Here is an 18278-nt window from a genome sequence, read left to right on the forward strand (position 1 = left end):
TAGTGGCCATATCGGTCGATGGTTCGAGAGAAACTGTCCTTATTATCCGCCAGATATGGCGGTTTACCCGTCGGATAAACGGTCGTTCTTGGGCGACGCGGCGGTTGAACCGAGCGTCGAGTCGAGAGCGTCGGTGCGAGAACTCAGAGGTACCCCTTCGCGGTCTTGACCGCGTAGGAGAGCACCGGTTTGCCCTTCGGGAGCGTGTAGAGGTCGCCGAGTTCGTCCGGTTCGCGGGGGTCGTCGCCCCAGAGGAGTTTGCGCGTCGCCCGCGCGAGCATCGGCTCGGAGGTGGTGTAGAGTCGGCGTCTCACGTCGCGCCAGGTGTCCGCGTCGTCGATGTCGACCTCCTCGTACGCGAATATCTCGCCCGCGTCCAGCTCGTCGGTGATGCGCTGGACCGTGATTCCCGCGGAGGATTCGTCGTGGATGAACTCCCAGAAGCCGGCGGGCTGCCCGCGGTACTCGGTGAGGTCGCCGTGGTGGTAGCTGAGGACACCCTTCGTGGGCGCGGTCAGCGCGTCGCCGACGAGGATGCCGAACCCGAACCGGATGGCGACGTCGAGCGGTTCGAGGTCGGCGACGGCACTGTCGGGGAGTTCCTGGCCGAACCCGGGCGTGTCCACCGGTTCGCAGTACGTCCGCTTCGCGTCGGTCAGCGCCGGAATCTCGTCGATGGGGATGGACTCCGCGAAGTACGGGTCCGACCGGAGCGAGATGGCGGCGGCGAACGGTGCCCACTCGCGGAGGTCGACGAGGCGCTGGACCGTGTCGACGGGACCGCGCTCGGTCGTGCTGTCGTCGATGACGAGTCGGCTGATGGTCGCGTTCGTCTCCACCTCCACGAGCTGGAGCGCGCGAGCCATCCAGCGCGGGACCGTCTCGCCACTCAGCAACACGCCGGCGCGGGGCTGCTCAGACGACGACATGGGCCTGTCGTTCCGCTCTGACGCGGTCGTTCAGTTCGGCCATCGTCAGGACCTCCAGGTCCGTCTGTGCCTCCAGTGCCGCGAGGTCGGTGAGGAAGTCCCGCAACGCGAGGAACTGCGCCTCGTTCGAGAGGTCGTACAGGTGCGCCCACAGGTGGACCGGCGTGTCGGTCTCCAGCGCCTGCTCGGCGGTCTGTCGGAGGTAGCGGCGGTGGAGCTGCTGGCGCTTGGCGGTGTCGAAGGGGAGGTACTTGAAGGCGGGATGGGTGTCCCGGCGACCCGAGGGCAACAGCGCCGAGGTCAGCGACGGGTACTCCGTGCAGTAGGTGACGACGACGTCGTCCTCGATGGTGACGGGGGGCGAGAACTCCGGGTGCGGTCCCGCGACGAGCCGCTTGTACTTCCGTGGCTTCGAGACGCCATCGTTGCGGTGCATCCGGATGATCTCGATACCGGCGTCGCGGAGCGCATGTGTCGGCGGCTGCTCGTGCTTCGGCGGGACGAACGAGACGGTTCGCTCACCCAGGACGTGCTCCTGAACCTGCTGTGCCTGTTCGAGGTCCCAGCGAATCGCCTCGTCGCTCGCCTCGTCACAGGAGACGTGGGAGTACGAGTGGGTACAGATCTCGTGGTCGGTGTCGGCGTCGCGGATGTCCGCGACCAGGTCCGGAGCGTAGAACAGCGGGTCCGTCTGCCAGTCCGTCCCGGGGTCCTCGTCGAACCAGCCGTCCTCGTGGGGGCTGCGGTGTTCGCCACTGCAGGCGGCGTGGAACAGGTGCCCGACGACGTCGAAGCTGAAGGGGATGTCGACGTCGTCGCAGTGTGAGAGCAGGCGACGGAGGTAGCGGGACTCGCACTGGCGGTCCTCGCTGATGCGCTCGTACTCGTCGATGTCGTGGACGCCCCAGCCGAGTTCGATTTCGAGGCTCAGGGTGACGATGCTCATCGCGAGCTCACCCGGCCGTGTCGATTCGTGTTGGTCATCACTCGTTCCTTGGCGTCCCAGTGGTTTCGTTATCAGCCGCGTAGCCTGGCTTACTCTGCCCATAATAATCCCCGCACGTGGCTTCGGATTGCAACGAACCACATGAACTGGGAGTCACTCCTGACCATCGGCGTCGCGCTGTGCTGTGTCTTCGCCATCAGCACGGCGGCGACGTCGCTGGAGTCGTCGGTGACGACGGACCCGGACGAGGTCATCGACCTCGACGAGACCGGGATTCCCATCGGCACCGACAACGCAGTGAGCCTCAAGTCGCAGGTACAGTCTGAAGGGACACCGGACACGCCGTCGTCCGCGGAACCCGGCGACGGGGACCAGACGACCGCCGGCAGTGGCGACGGCGAGCGCACCGGGGCGGACAGCGGGGCTGGCGACCGGTCCGGTGGGTCCGACTCGGCGGACCAGGGCCAGGACACCGGTCTGGGAGCCGGTGAGGAGCAGGCGGGTGGCCCCGGCACGCCACCCCAGAGTTTGCTCGACAAACTCCTCGCGTTGCTGGCGACACTGCTCGACCTGCTCCGGGTGCTCGTCCCGGCGATACTCGCGCTCGGACTGGTCGCCCTCGGGATTCGACACCGCGACCGGCTCGGTGACATGCTTCGCGAGCGGCTGGAACGCTGGGGCCTCATCGACCCGGTGGTCGACGAGGAGCCGAGCGAGCCACCGACCCGTCCCGACCCGACGAACCAGGTCTCTGCGGCCTGGTACGAGTTCGTCGAGGCGCTCGGGCTGGGCGACGCCCGGGCCTGTGCACCGCGAGAATGCGCCGACGCCGCCCGGGACGAGGGGGTCGACGAGGAGACCATCGCGGCGCTCACCGAACCGTTCGAGGAGGTCCGCTACGGCGAGGAGCCGGTGACCGACGACCGCCGCCGCCGGGCCAGGGACGGGCTGGAACGCTTCCGTGCGCGCCACGGCGGCCAGCACACCGGGGGCGACCGATGAACCGGCGTCGGCTGCTCGCGGGCGTGCTGGGCGTGCTGGCACTGGTCGCCGGAATCACCGCAGTCGGGACCGACCTCGGCGCACCCGTCGCGGACGCCCTGCTCGAACTGCTCGGCAACGACTACCTCGTCGCGACCGCGGTCGCCGCGCTCGGGTTCCTCCTCGCCATCCCGGTGTTGCTCTCTGCACGGGCGAGCACGCTCGACCAGGCGTCGATGCCGACCCCGGAGCGCTCGCTCGCGATGCCAGCGCCGGGGACGCGGTTCGACGAGACACTCGAAGACCGGTTCCTCGTGGTCCCCTACGTCACAGCGGACCGGCGCGAGGCGGTTCGCGAGGAACTCCGCGGAACCGCCGTCGACGTGGTCGCACACACGTCGGGGGCGAGCCGCCACGAGGCGGCCGAACGGGTCGACGACGGGTCGTGGACCGACGACGAAACGGTCGCCGACTTCCTCGCGATGGAGCGCGACGGGTCACCCGACAGCTCGCTCACGGCCCGGCTGCGAGCCCTCGCGCGCGGTAACTCGCTCTTCCAGTCCCGGGCCAGACGGACCGCCCGGACCATCGTCGACCACGCGGACACCGAGGGGCGGTCGCGATGAGCCAGACCCGGACCACCCGTCGGTGGCGCGGCGTCGTCGCCATCTCGCTCGTGGCGATGACGATCGGCGTCGTCGCGAACCGGCCCGACGTGCTCCTGGTGTCGCTCCTCGGCGTCGTCTACGCGGCGTACCCGCGACTCACGGCCCCACCCGAGCCGTCCCTCGCCATCGAGCGGGCCCTGAGCGACGAGGACCCGGACCACGGCGACCCGGTCGAGGTGTCCGTCACGGTCACCAACACCGGGGACCGGCCACTGCCGGACCTCCGGCTGGTCGACGGCGTCCCGGAGATGCTGACCGTGACCGACGGGATGGCCCGCCACGGTGCGAGCCTACGCGCGGGCGGGTCGACGACGTTCTCCTACACCGTCGAAGCCAAGCGCGGGACACACCACTTCGACCCCGCGACGGTCGTCTCGCGCGACCTCAGCGGCGAACACGAGGTCGAGACGACGGTCGCCGCCTCGACCGAGATCGACTGTACGCAGGGAATCGAGGGCGTGACCGCCCGGTCGCAGACGCTCGCACGGAGCGGGCAGGTCGTCTCCGACACCGGTGGCAGCGGCGTCGAGTTCCATCGCACCCGGGAGTACCAGCGCGGCGACCCCCTGAACCGCATCGACTGGCACCGGTACGCCCGGACGGGCGACCTCTCGACGACCGAGTTCCGGACCGAGCAGGCCGCGAGCGTCGTCTGTCTGGTCGACGCTCGCCCCGCCGCGTACCGGGCGCGCCCCGACCAGCCACACGCGGTCGCCCTGTGTACGTCCGCGGCCGAACAGCTCGTGGGGGCGTTCGCCGCCGACCGCAACCAGGTCGGTGTCGCCGCCTTCTACGACGACCTCGTCTGGCACCCGGTCGGGATGGGTCCGACCCACCGCGCCAGCATCCAGCGGCTGCTGACGACGCACGAGGCGTTCTCCTCGAAGGAACCCGACGAGACCCCCGATACGACCGAACTCCTCGCAGACCTGCGCCACCGGCTCACCGAGCGCACCCAGGTCGTGTTGCTCTCGCCGCTGTGTGACGACGACATCGTCGAGACGGCACGGCGACTCGAGGAGTACGGCCACGCGGTCACCGTCGTCACGCCCGACGTGACGGACGACGAGACGGTCGGGCAGCGATTCGCGAGCGTCCAGCGGGCGGCACGGATTCGAACCCTCCGCGGTGCGGGCATCCCGACCAGCGAGTGGCGGAGCGACGAACCACTCGAGGCTGCGTTGGCGACACAGGGCGCACGTGTGCACTCCCGGGGTGTTCCAGCGTGACGACGGACACGACGACGACCGCGCCGTCGACACCCGTCTCGGTGACCTACCGCCCGACGATGCTGAGTACGGTCGTCGCGGTGGTCGCCGCGCTCGCCAGCCTCTCGCTGCTCGGCGTGGCTCGCGACTCGACGATGCTCCTCGGCGCTGCGGGCGTGGGGCTGTTCACCCTCGGCCTCTGGGTCGCCTGGCGCTGGACGCGACTCCTCGGCTTCGTCGTCTCCAGCCTCGGTGTCCCCCTCGTCGGGGCTGCAATCGTGTTCGCGTGGACGGGCGTCGGCAGGGCGACCGTGTTCGCCACCGTCGCACCCGCACTCCTCGGGGCACTCCTCGTCGCCATCGGGCTGGCACCCGGTCGGGGCAAGCGCACCCGGACGCTCCTCAAGGCCGGGAGCGGGTTCGTCTTCCTCGCCGTGCTGGTCGCGGGCGTCACCAAGCAGGCGTCGTTCGATTCACTGTTGCTCGCCGGGGTCGCCGCGGTCGTCGCCTGGGACGCGGGCGAGACCGCGGTCAACGTCGGCGAGCAGCTCGGTCAGGAACCGACGACGTGGCCGGTCGAGTCCGTCCACCTATTCGGAACGCTCGTCGTCGGGGCCATCACGGTCGGTCTCGGCCGCGTCGCGCAGGGCCTCGGCACCCCCGGACTCCCACTCACGCAGTTCGCGTTCCTGCTGGTCGCGGTCGTGGTGCTGACCGCGGCGCTGCACGAGTGAGGACCCGGCGAAGATCGCTTTGCAGAAACGGAGACGCAGACTCAGGGCCGCGCAGACGGTGCTGGCTCACGGTTCACCCGCGGCACCGGCACCTCGTCGAGCACATCCTCGACAACCGCACGTTTCGTCACGTCGTTCACCCGCGCGTCCGGCGTGAGCACGAGCCGGTGGTCGAGCACCGGATGGGCGACGTCCTTCACGTCGTCCGGTATCACGTAGGACCGACCCGAGAGCGCCGCCCACGACCGGGCCATCTCGTACAGCCGGACCGCCCCGCGCGGGGAGACGCCGACGGTCACCCGGCGGTCCTCTCGCGTCGCCTCGACGACCTCCGTGATGTAGTGGGCGAGGTCCTCGGTGACGTCGACGCGCTCCGGCACCGCCTGCATCGCCTGGAGGTCCTCGGTCGCGACGGCCTGCTGGGCCTGTGGCTGCTGTTCGTCGCGTTCCCCCCGGCGCATGAGCATCTCGACGCCGCCCTCGGTCTCGGGGTAGCCCAGACTCGTCTTCACGAGGAAGCGGTCCTGCTGTGCCTCCGGGAGCGGGAACGTCCCCTCGCCCTGTTCGACGGGGTTCTGCGTCGCGATGACGAAGAACGGGTCCGGCAGCTGCCACGTCTCCCCGTCGACGGTCACCTGTTTCTCCTCCATCGCCTCCAGCAGCGCCGCCTGCGTCTTCGGCGACGCGCGGTTGATCTCGTCGGCGAGGACGATGTTCGCGAACAGCGGCCCCTTGTTGAAATCGAAATCGCCCGTCCGCTCGTTGTACACGTAGGTCCCGGTCACGTCCGCCGGCAGGAGGTCGGGCGTGAACTGGACGCGAGAGAACGAGAGCCCGAGCGCGGCGGTGAAACTCCGCGCAGTCAGTGTCTTTCCGGTCCCCGGCACGTCCTCGAGAAGGACGTGGCCGCGCGAGACGATGCCGGTGAGAATCGTTTCGAGAACGGTCCGGTCGGCGATGACGGCACGCGACACCTCCGCGAGCACGTCCTCCGCGAGACGGCCGGTTTCGTCGACGTTCATACCCGCCGGTTGCCCGCGGCCCCTTCTTATTATGCGACGCCTATGACGGTCGCGGGGGTCGTCGGTGAACCGTCCCACGGCCGGGCCGAGCGGTTAGCACCGAGATAAGCCCCGTCCCGGTGGGGGCGGTGAGGGCCGGCCGTGACAGGAACGCCTCGGCAGTGGGCGGCGCGAGTGCGAGAACGGGCGAGACTCAGTCGGTAATCCGTACCTCGCTGTCGACCCGGTAGACGTAGCCACGCATCTCCAGCAGTTCGAGCGCGTCGACGGCGTCCGCCCGTGTGAACCCCTCGTCGACGAGCGCCTCGCGGGCGTCGGACTCGTGGATTCCGGGCTGGTCGTCCGGGATGACATCGGCGAGGACGTCGAGTGAGTCCTCGGCATACGGGGGTATCGGCGTCTCCTCACCTTCCATGGGCGCAGTTCTTGGTCGCGTATTCAGGTCGAACCCACATAGAGGTACTGCTGGATGCAGCGCCTGTCCGGGTATTCGACTGGACGTCGAGGGTAGCACGTCGATGGGAGAGTGGTCGACAGGTCATCGTTCACCACTGACCACCGGAACCACGACCGTCACCGCCGAAACCCCCTCGCGTGTCGTGACGGTCAGGTCCACTGCGACCGCGAGCACCGTGGTCTCGCCAGCCCGCTCCTGGACGACGACCCCGTCCGATGCCTCGCAGTCCCCGAACTGTCGCCGTGGCCCGCGCGGGCACTCGGAGGCGGCCCACGCCTGCGCGGTCGTCCGGTTGTACGCGACCTCGTAGGCGATGCCCTGGGCGACCTGCGAGGACTCGAGCGTCGCGAAGCTGGGGTCCAGACCGCTCCGGACCTGCGCCACCGCGGCGTCGCGCGCTGCCCACGGTCGCCCGGTCGCGTCGCTGCCAGCCTCGTGGACCGCGCGTTCCAGCACGGCCACGCCGTCGTGAACTGGCGTTCCGGTCTGGCCGGTTGCCACGACGTCCGGGTGCGCCCCGAGTTGCAGGTAGGCGAGTGCGAGCGGGAGCAGGGCGATGGCGAGTACGCCCGCGGCGGCGAGGACGAGCTGGCCTCGTCCGCCGTCGACTCCGGTCCCTCTCATACGTACCACACTCGGATCGTCACGTCGCCGTTGCCGGTCGGGACCGTCGCGACACCGACCGGGACGCCCGCCGGCGGCCGGTAGCCGACTGACCCGTGGGGTGTCTCAACCCGGTAGAGGAGGTTCGCGGGGAGGATCCTGTCCACCCGGCGGTCGAGTGCGGCCTTCTCGCGGTCGAACGATTCCGGGGAGGCCGCGACCTCGGCGAGGCGGGTCGCGCCGTCGTGGCGAGGCGGTTCACCGGCGAGGACGCTCGCGGTGTCGCCGGCGTAGGCGTCAAGCTGGGCCTGCCGGGTGTCCGCATCCGCGAGGGGCAGGGCGAACATGGTCACGACGCCGAGGACGAGCAGGACGCCGATGCCGGCCTCGACCGCCGGCAAGGAGAGCTGGGCGCGGTCTCCAGGGCCGCGCTCACGCATCGACGGTCACCACCAGCACGGCCTTCGTGGTCTGGGTCGGGTAGTAGGTCACGTCGACGCTTCCGGTCGGCAGCGGCCCGGACGCGTCGAACGCCAGCGTCGTCGTCTCGAAGCGAGAGACGGGGACGGTGACCGTCCCGCGAATCCCGGCCGGGTCGTGGAGGACCACGCGCCCGTTCGCACGGACCGTCGTGACCGCCACCCCGGTCGGGGGCGCAACCTGAAGCGTCACGTCGTCGGTCCGGCGCGGGAGCGTCACCGAGCCGTCCGCGGTGAGGTTCGGCGTCAGTGTCGCGGTGGTCTCGCGTTCGACGAGCACGATTCGGCGCATGGTGGTCCCGTCGGTCACGTCGCCGGTCTCGACGAGCGTGCGGTCGCCGAGGCGGATGCGAACGTCGTGGCCGTCGGCGACGGGGAACTGGCGGTCGAGGGTGGCCGAATCCAGTGCGTCGAGAGCGGCCGCGTCGAGGACGTTCGCCCGGGCGGCGACCGGCCCATCGGCGGCGACCAGTCGGTCCGACAGCGAGACCGCGACACGGCGCTCGCCGGCCTCCCGGTCCGCACCCGAGAGCGCGCCGTCGGCGACGACGAGCGCCACGCCGAGGACCGCGGTGAGTGCGAGGAGGGCCACGGCCAGCGCGACCAGGTTCGCCTGCGCGCGGTCGCTCACGGGCCGCATCAGCGCTCACCCCCTTCGAGTCGCACGATGACCCCGTCGGAATCTGGGTCCTGCGCGACGACCAGGACCGCTGCTGTCGAACTCGACCAGTTCCCTTCGACGCTGGCCACGTGTTCCGGGAGCGCCAGCACGGCCTCGCTGGTGACGCGGTGGTCCGGGTGCGACAGGACGAGTCGGTTCCCCTCGGCTCGAATCTCGTACGGGTCGCCACGAATCGTCCGGGGCAGGTCGACGGTTCGTCTGACGGCCACGTGGGACGCGTTCGGCGGAACCGCCGCTTCCACGCGCTGGACCGTCGCCGAGAGCGTCCGGTCGGCGACCTCGTCGCCGGTCGCCGCCCGGTAGTCCGGGACGATTCCTGCATAGAGCGTCGTCGTGAGCAGGCCGAGGTAGAGCAGGACGACGCTGGTCTCCATCACCTTCCCGACGACGGGCGAGAGGCCACGGTCGGTTCCAGGGCCCCCGGTGCCGTCGAGCACGTCCCTCATTCGCCCACCTCCAGCGAGAGGTCGTGGACCACGAGATACACCGTTCGCTCGCCGGCGAAGGTCGCGACGACGCTCTCGGTCCCGTCGCCGTCGAGGTCGCGGCTCGTCACCGTCGCGCCGAGGTCCTCGAAGTAGTCGCGCCAGGCCGCAGGTGTGGTCGTCTCGACGGCCAGCCGGTACTCGTCGGCGCGGAGTTTCCGGCGGTCGTGCGAGACGTTCGTCCGGAGGGACACCGGGTGGCCGGCGAGGCTCATCGCGGCCGATTCGTCGAGCCTCGCGACGCCGACGACGAGTACGTCGCCGCCGGCACTGGCGACGACCGGTGGGTCACGCGCCATGCGCGCACCCGGGCCGTCGCCGCGGACGATGGCACCCGCCAGGAAGGCGACGCGGTGGCTGCCGGATTCGTACACCAGGGCGTCCGCCTCGACGGTGGCCACCGTCGCGGAGTCGTTCAGCAGCCGGACAGTACGAGGAACGGTACGGAGGGTTCCGTCGGTGGCCTGGATGCGGCCGACGTGGCTCCCGGTCACCTCGACCGGCCTGAGCGCGCTGTCGAGCCCATCGCTGACGCGGCTGGCGTCCGCGGCGGCCGCCCCGTTCTCGACGGCCAGCCCGATGCTCGCGGTCAGCGCGCCGAGGGCGAGGACGGTGATGCCGAGTAAGAGGGCGACACCGATGACGGAGGACATGGCTCGCGTCGAGTCTGTCGCTGGCATCATACCATCCCCACCCCGCGGAAGACGACGTGGGCGACGAGCACCAGCGAGCCGGAGTGGAGCAACGCGTCGTACCAGCCGCGGTTCGCCATCCCGGCGAACCAGCCGCTGGCGAGCATCGTCGCCTGGGTGACGACGTAGAACCGGAAGTGCTCGCGGTCGACCTGGACCGCGTTCGGGTCGAGGGCGAACCCCGTCCCCGGCGTCGAGACGGCCGAGAGCTGGGCGAAGCTGTCCAGCACGTACGTGTTGACGGCGATCATGATGCCGACGATGAGCAGGGCGACCGTCCAGCCGACCGCGACGTACACCAGCATCGCGTTCTGCAACGCCTTCTTCTCGTGGTAGAGCCGGCCGACCTCGGTCTGGAGCGTGTCGAAGACGGTCTCGACGTCGCTGCCAGCGTCGAGCGCGCCCGTCACGAGGCCCATGGTCTGTTCGGCCAGCGGTGTGCCCACCCGGTCGACGAACCGCGCCAGCGCCTGCGCCCGGAGGTCTCCGGTTCGCGTCGTGAGCGTGGCGTTGAACGCGAGGTCTGCCACGTCGGCGTCGAGTGCGCCGAGGTCCACGTCGCGGGCGACGAGGGAGACGGCCTCCGCGAAGGGTCGCCCGAGGGCGATGTGGCCCGAGATAGCGTGGACGAAGTCCTTGATCTCCCGGTCCTTGGCGTCGTCGACGCTGGCACGGCGCATCGCGACCACCCCGACGGGAACCGCGTAGGCGACGTAGCCGAGGAGCACGGCCGAGACGGGACGCTCGCCCAATACGAAGACGACGAGTGCGAACAGCAGGGCGGGGAGCGCCCACACGACCGCGGCACTGGCCGGGTTCGCGGTGGCGGTCGCGAGCGTCTGGAGGACCCCGGCCGGCCGCCGGTAGCTCGGGACGCCGTTCGGGGGACGGAGGTGGCCGACCAGACTGGCCGCACACCAGCCCACGACGAGGACGAACACGGCCGAGCCGTAGACGATGAGCTGGCGCGCGGTCACCGGTCCGACGGGCGTGGGTGTCGGCTGGTTCAGTCCCGGCGTCAGCACGCTCATCACGGTCAGGACGATGACGAGCAGCGCGGGCAGGACGAGCAGGACGATGAACAGCTCGGCGAGCAGTTCGAGGAACCCCTCGGCCCGGTCGCGGTCCCGGGTCTGGCGATGGCCGAGCATCCGCGCCTCCATCTGCAGGTAGCTCGTCAGCTCCGCGGCCCCCTGGTCGGCGTGCTCGCGGAACTTCAGCAGGAACGGAGCCAGGGCGTCGCGCGAGGGCGTGTCGCGGGCGACGATTCGCAACCCGGCGTCGAGACTGCCTGTCAGCGCCGCCTTGTTCAGGACCGTCCGGGCGGCGACTGCCGTCTCGCCGTAGGCCTCCCGGTTGTCGGCGACCTTGCGGAGCATGTCGCGCTGGTCGTCGCTGCCGGTCGAGAGCGCGCGGAGGTACCGGACCGCACCCGGGAGGGTCCGGTCGATGTCGCTGCGGCGGGCCGCGGCGACCCACTTGAGGTATCGACCGCCGAACAGGCGGGTCGCCCACTTGCCACCGCCACCGAGGACGAGGGCGACCGCCAGCGCCTGTGCGAGTGGCGGGAGCGACGGGACCGTTCCGGGCGCGAGCACCGGAACCCCCGCGGCGAGGAAGTCGAACACCGTCGTCATGACGCGGTCACCGAGGGCCAGCGTCAGCCAGCCGCCGAACGCGGCACACGCGAGACCGACCAGCCACGACCCGGCGTACACTCGGGAGACGTAGAGGTCGAACGGCACGTCGATGGCGGTCGCCCGATACTGTTTCCGGTCGGCGTCGTGGCGTCGCCGGTCGGCGTGGCGGGAGAACAACGCGTAACAGAGCCGGTCGAGGAGGTGGTCGCGGTCGCCCGTGAGGACCGGACCACTCGCGTCTGCACCCTGCGAGTTCGAGAGGGTCGACCGACTCACGCCTCCCTCCGGGCGCGGATCCGCTCGACCGTCGCCGCCTCGTCCGTCCGGAGGTCACAGAGGAACCCGAACAGTTCGTCGAAGTCGTCGATGCCCGCCTGGACGAGGTACTGGACGTACCGGTGTTTCCGGTGGAACTCGTCCGCCACGTCGGTGACGGGGCGGTCGGTTCGCTCGGCCAGTGCGTCGAACGTGCAGATGTCGGTCCGTTCGGTCGCCGCGTCGTGCAGGTCGGGATGGCTGTAGCCGAACTCGAAGCCGCCCTCGACAGTCCGCTCGAACACGCTGTTCCAGTACACCGCGGTGCCGGTCTTCTCGACCACGCCACAGCGACCGTGGCAGTCCTCGTACTGCTCCTTGGTGACGAACTCGATGGCCTCGCCGACGTAGCGGTCGCCGTCGACGTGCTTCGGGAAGACGACGAGGTCGAGTTCCCGGAGGAGATAGGGCGGAAGGCCCTGCTCGACGACGCGGTTGACCAGCTTCTCGACGCTCTGGGCGTGGACGGTCCCCAGCAGGCCGTGGCCGGTCGCGAGGCTCTCGGCGAAGGTGGCGAACGAGGCTGGCGTGTTGATCTCCGCGATGACCTCGACGTCGGGATTCAGGTAGTTCGCCTCTGTCATCAGGTCGGCCATCGTGACCGCCTTGAACTCGTCCTCGTGGTCGCGCGTGGTCAGCGAGACGCCCGTCTCGTGCGGTAGCCTGACTTCGCGCGACCCTTCGTCGATGCTGATGGGGCGGTCGTCGTAGGCGACGAACGGCATGTGCGCGTTCATCAGCGTCGTCTTCCCCACGCCGGTCGGCCCGGCGAAGAGTACGATGCCGTGGTGTTCGTACAGCATCCAGAGCAGGGTGACGAGGTCGACGGTCATCGACCCGCCGGACACGAGGTCGATGGGCGTCAGGGCGTCGGGTGCCTGCTTGCGGATGGAGATGTGGGGCCCGTCCTCGGAGATGACCGGGAGCGCGACCGCACACCTGATGGTCACGTCCTCGTCGACCTCTCTCGGTCGCAGGTTCACCTTCGCGGACGGGTTCGACGCGTTGAGTTCGACGCCATCGGCGGCCGCGAGCTGCGTGACGACGTTCACGAACGCGGACTCCTCCTCGAAGACGAGGTTCGTCGGGACCCGGCCGTCGTGGCCGAGGTCGGTTCGCGGGACGACCTTCACGCGCTCGCCGACCCGGTTCGCCTCGATGTCTTCGAGGTGGGGGTCCCGGACGGGAATCGTCAGTTGCCCCTGGCCGACGTAGTCACGCATCACGTAGTAGACGAGGTCGGCCAGGCGGGCCTCGTCGTACCGCCCGTCCACCGGCGGGACGCCGACCCCGGCGTCCGCGAGGGCGTCTCGCACCCGGTGGCTGGTCGCGTCGAGCCAGGCCGTCGCGTTCGCGGCCGTGAGCTGCCGCGAGAGGAAGCGTTCGGCCTGCGCACGGACCACGGTCGCGCTGTCCTCGACGACCTCCGAAACGTTGGTCTCCCAGATGCGGTCCTTGCAGTCCTCGATGAGGGACTCGTCGCCCGGCAACAGGCCGGGTTCGAGGACGGCGTATTTCGTCGCGAACACGTCCGACCCGATGAGGTTCTCGCGGTAGAGCACCACGGGAATCTCGAAGCCCCGGAAGGCCACGGTGTGGGTCGCGAGGCGCTCGCTCGCGAACCGGTCCAGGTGGTCGACCGACGACGGCAGGTCGGTCGTCGCCGGCGCGTAGTCGGTCGTGTGGACCGCGAGTCGCTCGCCGCTCGGGTCGGCGACCTCGATACGGTCGTCCATCGCCAGCGGGGTGAGGTTGCCGAGACAGCCCACGTCCCGGCGAGCGTGGTAGCGCAGTCGGCGCTCGGTCTGTGCGGTCCCGGTCAGCAGGTGGTCGAGGACACGCTCGTACTTCTCACGGAAGCCGGTCCGCATCCGGGCGGCGGTTCCCTCCCGGGTCCGGGGGAGGCGCAGGTTCGCGCCGTCGAAGTGGGCCCGTATCCGGTCGAGTTCCGCCTCGTCCGCCCCGGACAGCGATGGCTCGCGAACGCCGTACTGGAAGCCAGTGTCGGTCTCGCGAATCGTCGCGACGGTCTCCGGGTCGAGCGAGTACTGGGCGCGAACGTCGGGGGCGTACCAGGCGTCGGCGTCCCCCGGCGGAATCGGCGGAGGGACGGTCCCACTGTCGTCGTGCGACGCCGACCCACCCGACTGGTCGGGGAGTTCGAGCGTCGGCGCGTCGGTCATGCAATATATTTGCAGACAAATGCTACTTAAAATCTTGTTTGTTGCATAGGAAAATACTGGGGGGAGCGCGCAGGGAACGGTCGAATCTGTCCCTCGCGGTTCGGCTCAGACGAACCGGCCAGCTTCGAACTCACCGGTCTCGCGTTCGAAGTCGAGCCCGAGTTCGGTCGAGGAGCTCCGGAACTGGTTCGCATCGGAGCGGAAGTCGATACCGACGTCACGCAGCTCCAGGTCGTCGACGCCGTCGTAGTCGAGTCGGAGCGACCCGCGGACCTCGACCTCGCGTCCTTTCGTCTCGAAGTCGAAGAACTCGCCGCGGTACTCCACGTCGTTGCCGCCGTCGTCCTCGAACGTGATCGGGTCACCGTCGACGGTCAGTTCGTAGCGGTCGTCGTCGAACTCCGCCTCGATGGCCTCACCGGCGAGGGCGAGGCGGAACTCGATGGCGTCGCCGTCGCGCTGGAGTTCGAGGTAGTCGAGGTCGCTGCCCGGACGACCGACCCGTTCGAGTTCGAAGAACTGCTCGCTGGGGCGTTCGCGACACCGGGTGAACGGGTCGTCGAACTCGACCTCGTCGCCGGTGGTCTCGAAGCTGGTGCCGGAGATGGGGTCGTCGAACTCGACGTTCCCATCCGCGTCGCGCTCGAAGTCCAGCCTGACCATCCCCGTCGTGTTGAACAGGAGTGGGTCGGGCGTGCCGGTCCCGACCCGACTCGTCTCCGACCGGGGGCCCCGGTCTGCCGTGCGTCGGCCGACGGTCCCGCCGACGACGCCGACGGAGAGCGCCACGAGCCCGCTTCCGACCGCCGCCAGATACTGCCGTCTCGGTAGAGCTGCCATGTTCCTTGGAGTAATGATTGGACGTATGGTGAGATAGGTCGTCTCGAACCGGGGCGTAGGGGCACTACCGTCCGGTTCGGTAGTATCAGCGAGGACCGGTCAGGAAGTGTGCGTCACTGTAGCTCCGCTTCTGCCAGCGCCGCGTTCAGGTCGTCACGCACGCGCTCGCCCATCTCGCGGTCGCCCGCGGTCGTCACGACCCGGTTCTCCTGCACGCTGGAGCCGTCCCGAATCAACAGCCGGACGTTCCCGTTCACGTCCGCACGGGTGACCTTCGCGCCGACGCTCGCCTGCGAACTGGAGCCGCCGGCCTCGATGGGTCCGGGGATGACCTTCTTCACGTGGGGATGTTCGGCGACGGTCCGAATGGTTCGCTGGCCGGTTCGCCCACCGATGAGCGTGGAGTGCGACCCGCCGATCTTCTCGCGAGGGGCGAGGTCGACGACCTCGAGGGCGGGCTCGCCGAGGCGGTCCAGCACCGCCGAGACGGGGTCGTCGCCGCTGACGCGGTAGAACTCGTGATGGAGCTGCGCGCGGGCCTCGCGGATGACTGGTCGGTCCCCGGCAGCGTACACCGTCTCGGGGCGCTTCCGGCGGATCTCGTCGGCGACCTTCCCGGCGTAGTTGCGCAACTCGACGACCCCTGTCTCCTCGCCGTCTTCGGGCATGGTCGTCACGGTGGTCTCGCCGACCACGTCCTCGCCGTCCAGGAACGTCAGCGTGGTCCGGTCGCGAGCGCAGTCGGCGACGACCGCGTCGCAGTTGGCAGTGTGACAGGTGAGACAGTAGTCTCCGGGTTTCTCGAGCGCGGTGGCACACTGCCCGCATTGCATGGACGTAGCTATCGAGTAGCCGGGGAAAAGCCGTGCGGTTCTCCTGGTCCAGGGGTTGAAATACGATCGGGCGGCCAGCGCGGGTGTGTCCTGACCAGCACCGGCGGGCGTCCCGCGGTTGTGCGACGCAGCGCCCGTCGGCCAGCGACGCGTCGCCTGTTTGCCCCTTCGAACGCTCGAACTCGACGCTCAGCTCAGATCCAGCGGGTCCGCCTTGAGGTACTCTCGTAGCACCACGGTCGCGTACGAGCCCTTCGGCAGCGTGAACGAGAACGTCAGTGGGTCCTCCTCGACCGTCAGGTCCGTGCCGACCAGGATGGCTCGTCGCGTCCCGGCGCTGTAGAACTCGCCCGGAAGGTCGAAGTCGCCCGATTCGAGGCCGAGGTCATCGAGGACCTCGCGCTCTATCTCACCCGGTTCGCCGTCGCCGAGCTCTGTCTCCGTCCCGACCAGCGGCGCGGTCACGAACGCCCGGCCGCGCTCGCAGTGCCGCGCGATGGTGTCCACGCGCTTCTCGGTCACGCGCTGGAGCCGGTCCGTGTCCGGAAGCGGGAGGTCCGCCGGCGCGTCACGGTCCGAGAAGCAGACCACGTCGCCAGCCACCGGCTTCGTGAACGGGATACCGCGTTCGAGGCGCTTGCTCAGCATCAGGTTGTACGCGTACGACTGCGCGGCGTGGACGAACAGCGACTGCAGGTTCTCGGGGAGCACTTCGAGGGCCTCGCGGAAGTCCGCCGGGTCGCTCCCACCGTTGTCGACGAGCACGTGGAGCATCGAGCGCTCGTAGCGCAGGCGATGCGGGAACGCGTCGAGCGCCGCCTGCCAGTCCTCGGTCTCGTCGACCAGCTGGCGCGCCTCCTGTGTCCCTTCCGGCTCTTCGTCCTCGGGATTCCCGAGGTACGCCATCACGGCACCCTTCCAGTCGTCGCGAGCGATAGCCAGCCCGACCTCGTGGGTCACCGGCCGCTTGCTGCCGAAGCGCTGCTGGCCGAAGAAGTTCGGAACCGCCACGTCGCCGTCGCCGAACGCTCGGAGTTCCTCGGTGATCGTCGCGGCGTTCTCGGGGGCGTCGGCGTCCGAGACGGTTATCTCGAACTCGTTGCCGACGAGGTCACCGAACATGAGCGCCCGCCCGGCGCGGCCGACGACCTCCAGGTCGACCCCGTTCAGGTCGGGCAGGTCGGCCGGGTCGACGTCCTGCAGCGTGAACAGCTGCGTCGTCACGGCGTGTTTGTCCTTCGTGCCGGCCCACGAGACCCGCCCGCGGCTCATCTCGAGGTCGTTCGCGAGCTGGCGCGCGAAGTCGTTCGTGTCCCAGCCGCGGAGCGTCGCCCGCACCACGAGGTACGGGTAGTCGCTCGTCGCCGAATCCACCGGCTCGGCGTCGAACGCCTCGACCTCGCGAACCCGGAAGTCACTGTCGCGGTCGCGCAGGTGGCCGCCGACCCCGTCGGCGTCGCTCACGTAGTACTCCATGCCGACCGCTCGTTCGCGTGGGTGGGCGTCCCGCATCAGGCACCACCCGCGATGAATCGCGTCACGTGGGGACGTTCGCTTGGCCGGGAATAAGGGGTTTCGTTCGGCGCTCGCAACTCAGTACAGCGAGAGGTCGCCGGTCACGCGGTCGACGAGGTCGTCGTCGGCCGGGCCCACCGCCAGTGCGGTGACGGTCCCGGGGTCGAGTTGCGTGTGGCCGGCGTCGCGGATGATGGCGTGCGGGATGCCCTCGCGTTCGGCCTTGTCGGCGAGCTCGAACAGTTCGCGCTCGCCGCTGGCCTTGAGGACGACCTTCTTCTGGCCGGAGCCCTTCCACTCGTTCCGGGCCTTCCGGCCGGCGTCCTCGTAGGCCGACAGCGACGCGTGGGCGACCTGTGCGGCGAGCTTGCCTTTCCCCATGCCGATGTCGGTCCGCGCGACGATGGCCTGTTTCATGGCCGTAGCGTCGGCCGGTCCGGATAAAACGGTGGCTATTCGGCGGCCATGAGGTCGTGTTCTGCGATGTACGAGCGCGAGAGCGCCTCGGACCGGATGAGTAAGGAGACGAGTCCCTCGCGCGTTCCAGCCTCGGCACCACCGCCGATGATGAACACGCCGTGGCGGGCCGCGATCTCGAACCCGTAGAAGCGCCCCTGGTCGGTGATCCGGTCCGCCAGCTTGGTCGCCTGTGAGTCGTTCTCCATCCGGAAGACGCCGACCTTGAATCTGGCGTCCTCGCCCTCGTAGGTCGCCAGCTGGCCGGCGTTCGCACCGACGCTGGTGCCGGTACTCCTGAGTTCGGTGATGTCGAGGTCGCCCGGCGGCTTCGGAAGGACGGCGCGCGGCGGGTCGTCGTCGTCCGGTTCCATGGCGACGCCACCGTTCGACGTCTCGGTCTGTCCGCGGAGGTCGGCTTCGAGGTCGGAACAGCCAGCGACGCTCGCCGTCAGGCCAGCGGCCACTGCCTGCACGAGGCGTCGTCGTCGCATCACCAGTACCTCGTCCGCTCACGCGCTTAATCGTTCGTAGCGTATCGAGTGCTGAGTCGTGCGGCGTCGGATGCTGTTCGCTGGCGGTGGCCCCGGCCCGGACCGGGAGCTTTTAC

At 69.5% G+C, this 18278-nt stretch carries 20 protein-coding genes; 4 read left to right on the forward strand and 16 right to left on the reverse strand.

Annotated elements, in window-relative coordinates:
- Positions 1-143 precede the first annotated feature (143 nt).
- The gene (locus ACSC1S_RS02855) at positions 144-929 is read right to left on the reverse strand and encodes a formyltransferase family protein (RefSeq protein ID WP_435317332.1); all 786 of its coding nucleotides are present in this window, start codon (positions 927-929) and stop codon (positions 144-146) included.
- Positions 916-1875 carry a polysaccharide deacetylase family protein gene (locus ACSC1S_RS02860; protein ID WP_435363076.1) on the reverse strand — a complete coding sequence of 320 codons (960 nt, stop codon included), beginning with the start codon at positions 1873-1875 and terminating at the stop codon, positions 916-918. Before ACSC1S_RS02860 ends, ACSC1S_RS02855 begins: the two co-directional genes overlap by 14 nt.
- A 141-nt stretch (positions 1876-2016) precedes the next feature.
- Here ACSC1S_RS02860 and ACSC1S_RS02865 point away from each other — a divergent pair, with 141 nt between their 5' ends.
- Genes ACSC1S_RS02865 through ACSC1S_RS02880 form a run of 4 tightly spaced genes read left to right on the forward strand, consistent with a single transcriptional unit; the run spans position 2017 to position 5466 of the window.
- A complete protein-coding gene (locus ACSC1S_RS02865) occupies positions 2017-2877 on the forward strand; it encodes a DUF4129 domain-containing protein (RefSeq protein ID WP_435363077.1) in 861 nt (286 codons plus the stop codon).
- Positions 2874-3482: a DUF7269 family protein gene (locus tag ACSC1S_RS02870; protein ID WP_435363078.1), complete on the forward strand. Its 609-nt coding sequence runs from the start codon at positions 2874-2876 to the stop codon at positions 3480-3482. The genes ACSC1S_RS02865 and ACSC1S_RS02870 overlap by 4 nt, the downstream gene beginning before the upstream one ends.
- Positions 3479-4753, forward strand: coding sequence for a DUF58 domain-containing protein (locus ACSC1S_RS02875; RefSeq protein WP_435363079.1), 1275 nt, complete (start codon positions 3479-3481; stop codon positions 4751-4753). The genes ACSC1S_RS02870 and ACSC1S_RS02875 overlap by 4 nt, the downstream gene beginning before the upstream one ends.
- Entirely contained in the window at positions 4750-5466 is a 717-nt protein-coding gene (locus ACSC1S_RS02880) for a DUF7519 family protein (protein WP_435363080.1), read from the forward strand. Before ACSC1S_RS02875 ends, ACSC1S_RS02880 begins: the two co-directional genes overlap by 4 nt.
- Positions 5467-5507: 41 nt before the next feature.
- Here ACSC1S_RS02880 and ACSC1S_RS02885 read toward each other — a convergent pair whose 3' ends face one another.
- The 14 genes from ACSC1S_RS02885 to ACSC1S_RS02950 form a co-directional block, all read right to left on the reverse strand.
- Positions 5508-6488 (reverse strand): AAA family ATPase, encoded by a 981-nt coding sequence (locus ACSC1S_RS02885; RefSeq protein WP_435363081.1) that lies wholly within the window; start codon positions 6486-6488, stop codon positions 5508-5510.
- Positions 6489-6681: 193 nt separating this feature from the next.
- Positions 6682-6903, reverse strand: a complete 222-nt coding sequence (locus ACSC1S_RS02890; protein WP_435363082.1) for a hypothetical protein — start codon at positions 6901-6903, stop codon at positions 6682-6684.
- A 123-nt stretch (positions 6904-7026) separates the two neighbouring features.
- Positions 7027-7569: a DUF7261 family protein gene (locus ACSC1S_RS02895; protein ID WP_435363083.1), complete on the reverse strand. Its 543-nt coding sequence runs from the start codon at positions 7567-7569 to the stop codon at positions 7027-7029.
- Complete coding sequence (locus ACSC1S_RS02900; RefSeq protein WP_435363084.1) at positions 7566-7988, reverse strand: DUF7262 family protein; 423 nt, start codon at positions 7986-7988, stop codon at positions 7566-7568. The genes ACSC1S_RS02895 and ACSC1S_RS02900 overlap by 4 nt, the downstream gene beginning before the upstream one ends.
- Complete coding sequence (locus ACSC1S_RS02905) at positions 7981-8667, reverse strand: DUF7263 family protein (RefSeq protein ID WP_435363085.1); 687 nt, start codon at positions 8665-8667, stop codon at positions 7981-7983. The genes ACSC1S_RS02900 and ACSC1S_RS02905 overlap by 8 nt, the downstream gene beginning before the upstream one ends.
- Positions 8667-9155 carry a DUF7266 family protein gene (locus ACSC1S_RS02910; RefSeq protein ID WP_435363086.1) on the reverse strand — a complete coding sequence of 163 codons (489 nt, stop codon included), beginning with the start codon at positions 9153-9155 and terminating at the stop codon, positions 8667-8669. The genes ACSC1S_RS02905 and ACSC1S_RS02910 overlap by 1 nt, the downstream gene beginning before the upstream one ends.
- Complete coding sequence (locus tag ACSC1S_RS02915; RefSeq protein ID WP_435363087.1) at positions 9152-9877, reverse strand: DUF7289 family protein; 726 nt, start codon at positions 9875-9877, stop codon at positions 9152-9154. Before ACSC1S_RS02915 ends, ACSC1S_RS02910 begins: the two co-directional genes overlap by 4 nt.
- On the reverse strand, positions 9874-11703 hold the full coding sequence (locus ACSC1S_RS02920; protein ID WP_435364578.1) for a type II secretion system F family protein: 1830 nt from the start codon (positions 11701-11703) through the stop codon (positions 9874-9876). The genes ACSC1S_RS02915 and ACSC1S_RS02920 overlap by 4 nt, the downstream gene beginning before the upstream one ends.
- A gap of 95 nt (positions 11704-11798) precedes the next feature.
- Entirely contained in the window at positions 11799-14024 is a 2226-nt protein-coding gene (locus ACSC1S_RS02925) for a type II/IV secretion system ATPase subunit (protein WP_435363088.1), read from the reverse strand.
- A gap of 105 nt (positions 14025-14129) precedes the next feature.
- Positions 14130-14864 (reverse strand): hypothetical protein, encoded by a 735-nt coding sequence (locus tag ACSC1S_RS02930; protein ID WP_435363089.1) that lies wholly within the window; start codon positions 14862-14864, stop codon positions 14130-14132.
- A gap of 113 nt (positions 14865-14977) precedes the next feature.
- A complete protein-coding gene (locus ACSC1S_RS02935) occupies positions 14978-15697 on the reverse strand; it encodes a DUF2103 domain-containing protein (protein ID WP_435317361.1) in 720 nt (239 codons plus the stop codon).
- 189 nt (positions 15698-15886) lie between these two features.
- On the reverse strand, positions 15887-17209 hold the full coding sequence (gene truD / locus ACSC1S_RS02940; RefSeq protein WP_435363090.1) for a tRNA pseudouridine(13) synthase TruD: 1323 nt from the start codon (positions 17207-17209) through the stop codon (positions 15887-15889).
- Positions 17210-17290: 81 nt separating this feature from the next.
- Positions 17291-17629, reverse strand: a complete 339-nt coding sequence (gene pth2 / locus ACSC1S_RS02945) for a peptidyl-tRNA hydrolase Pth2 (RefSeq protein ID WP_435317364.1) — start codon at positions 17627-17629, stop codon at positions 17291-17293.
- Between the two features lie 35 nt (positions 17630-17664).
- On the reverse strand, positions 17665-18162 hold the full coding sequence (locus ACSC1S_RS02950) for a hypothetical protein (protein ID WP_435363091.1): 498 nt from the start codon (positions 18160-18162) through the stop codon (positions 17665-17667).
- Positions 18163-18278 lie beyond the last annotated feature (116 nt).

This window comes from Haloarchaeobius pelagicus, from assembly GCF_051207375.1.
Taxonomy (GTDB): Archaea; Halobacteriota; Halobacteria; order Halobacteriales; family Natrialbaceae; genus Haloarchaeobius.

Excerpts from the sequence above, each read along its gene's own strand:
- ACSC1S_RS02950 (WP_435363091.1), bottom strand. The coding sequence starts at position 18,162 with ATGCGACGACGACGCCTCGTGCAGGCAGTGGCCGCTGGCCTGACGGCG.
- ACSC1S_RS02915 (WP_435363087.1), bottom strand. The coding sequence starts at position 9,877 with ATGATGCCAGCGACAGACTCGACGCGAGCCATGTCCTCCGTCATCGGT.
- ACSC1S_RS02910 (WP_435363086.1), bottom strand. The coding sequence starts at position 9,155 with ATGAGGGACGTGCTCGACGGCACCGGGGGCCCTGGAACCGACCGTGGC.
- truD (WP_435363090.1), bottom strand. The coding sequence starts at position 17,209 with ATGCGGGACGCCCACCCACGCGAACGAGCGGTCGGCATGGAGTACTAC.
- ACSC1S_RS02855 (WP_435317332.1), bottom strand. The coding sequence starts at position 929 with ATGTCGTCGTCTGAGCAGCCCCGCGCCGGCGTGTTGCTGAGTGGCGAG.
- ACSC1S_RS02900 (WP_435363084.1), bottom strand. The coding sequence starts at position 7,988 with ATGCGTGAGCGCGGCCCTGGAGACCGCGCCCAGCTCTCCTTGCCGGCG.
- ACSC1S_RS02925 (WP_435363088.1), bottom strand. The coding sequence starts at position 14,024 with ATGACCGACGCGCCGACGCTCGAACTCCCCGACCAGTCGGGTGGGTCG.
- pth2 (WP_435317364.1), bottom strand. The coding sequence starts at position 17,629 with ATGAAACAGGCCATCGTCGCGCGGACCGACATCGGCATGGGGAAAGGC.
- ACSC1S_RS02860 (WP_435363076.1), bottom strand. The coding sequence starts at position 1,875 with ATGAGCATCGTCACCCTGAGCCTCGAAATCGAACTCGGCTGGGGCGTC.
- ACSC1S_RS02865 (WP_435363077.1), top strand. The coding sequence starts at position 2,017 with ATGAACTGGGAGTCACTCCTGACCATCGGCGTCGCGCTGTGCTGTGTC.
- ACSC1S_RS02935 (WP_435317361.1), bottom strand. The coding sequence starts at position 15,697 with ATGCAATGCGGGCAGTGTGCCACCGCGCTCGAGAAACCCGGAGACTAC.
- ACSC1S_RS02870 (WP_435363078.1), top strand. The coding sequence starts at position 2,874 with ATGAACCGGCGTCGGCTGCTCGCGGGCGTGCTGGGCGTGCTGGCACTG.
- ACSC1S_RS02895 (WP_435363083.1), bottom strand. The coding sequence starts at position 7,569 with ATGAGAGGGACCGGAGTCGACGGCGGACGAGGCCAGCTCGTCCTCGCC.
- ACSC1S_RS02890 (WP_435363082.1), bottom strand. The coding sequence starts at position 6,903 with ATGGAAGGTGAGGAGACGCCGATACCCCCGTATGCCGAGGACTCACTC.
- ACSC1S_RS02930 (WP_435363089.1), bottom strand. The coding sequence starts at position 14,864 with ATGGCAGCTCTACCGAGACGGCAGTATCTGGCGGCGGTCGGAAGCGGG.
- ACSC1S_RS02905 (WP_435363085.1), bottom strand. The coding sequence starts at position 8,667 with ATGCGGCCCGTGAGCGACCGCGCGCAGGCGAACCTGGTCGCGCTGGCC.
- ACSC1S_RS02875 (WP_435363079.1), top strand. The coding sequence starts at position 3,479 with ATGAGCCAGACCCGGACCACCCGTCGGTGGCGCGGCGTCGTCGCCATC.
- ACSC1S_RS02885 (WP_435363081.1), bottom strand. The coding sequence starts at position 6,488 with ATGAACGTCGACGAAACCGGCCGTCTCGCGGAGGACGTGCTCGCGGAG.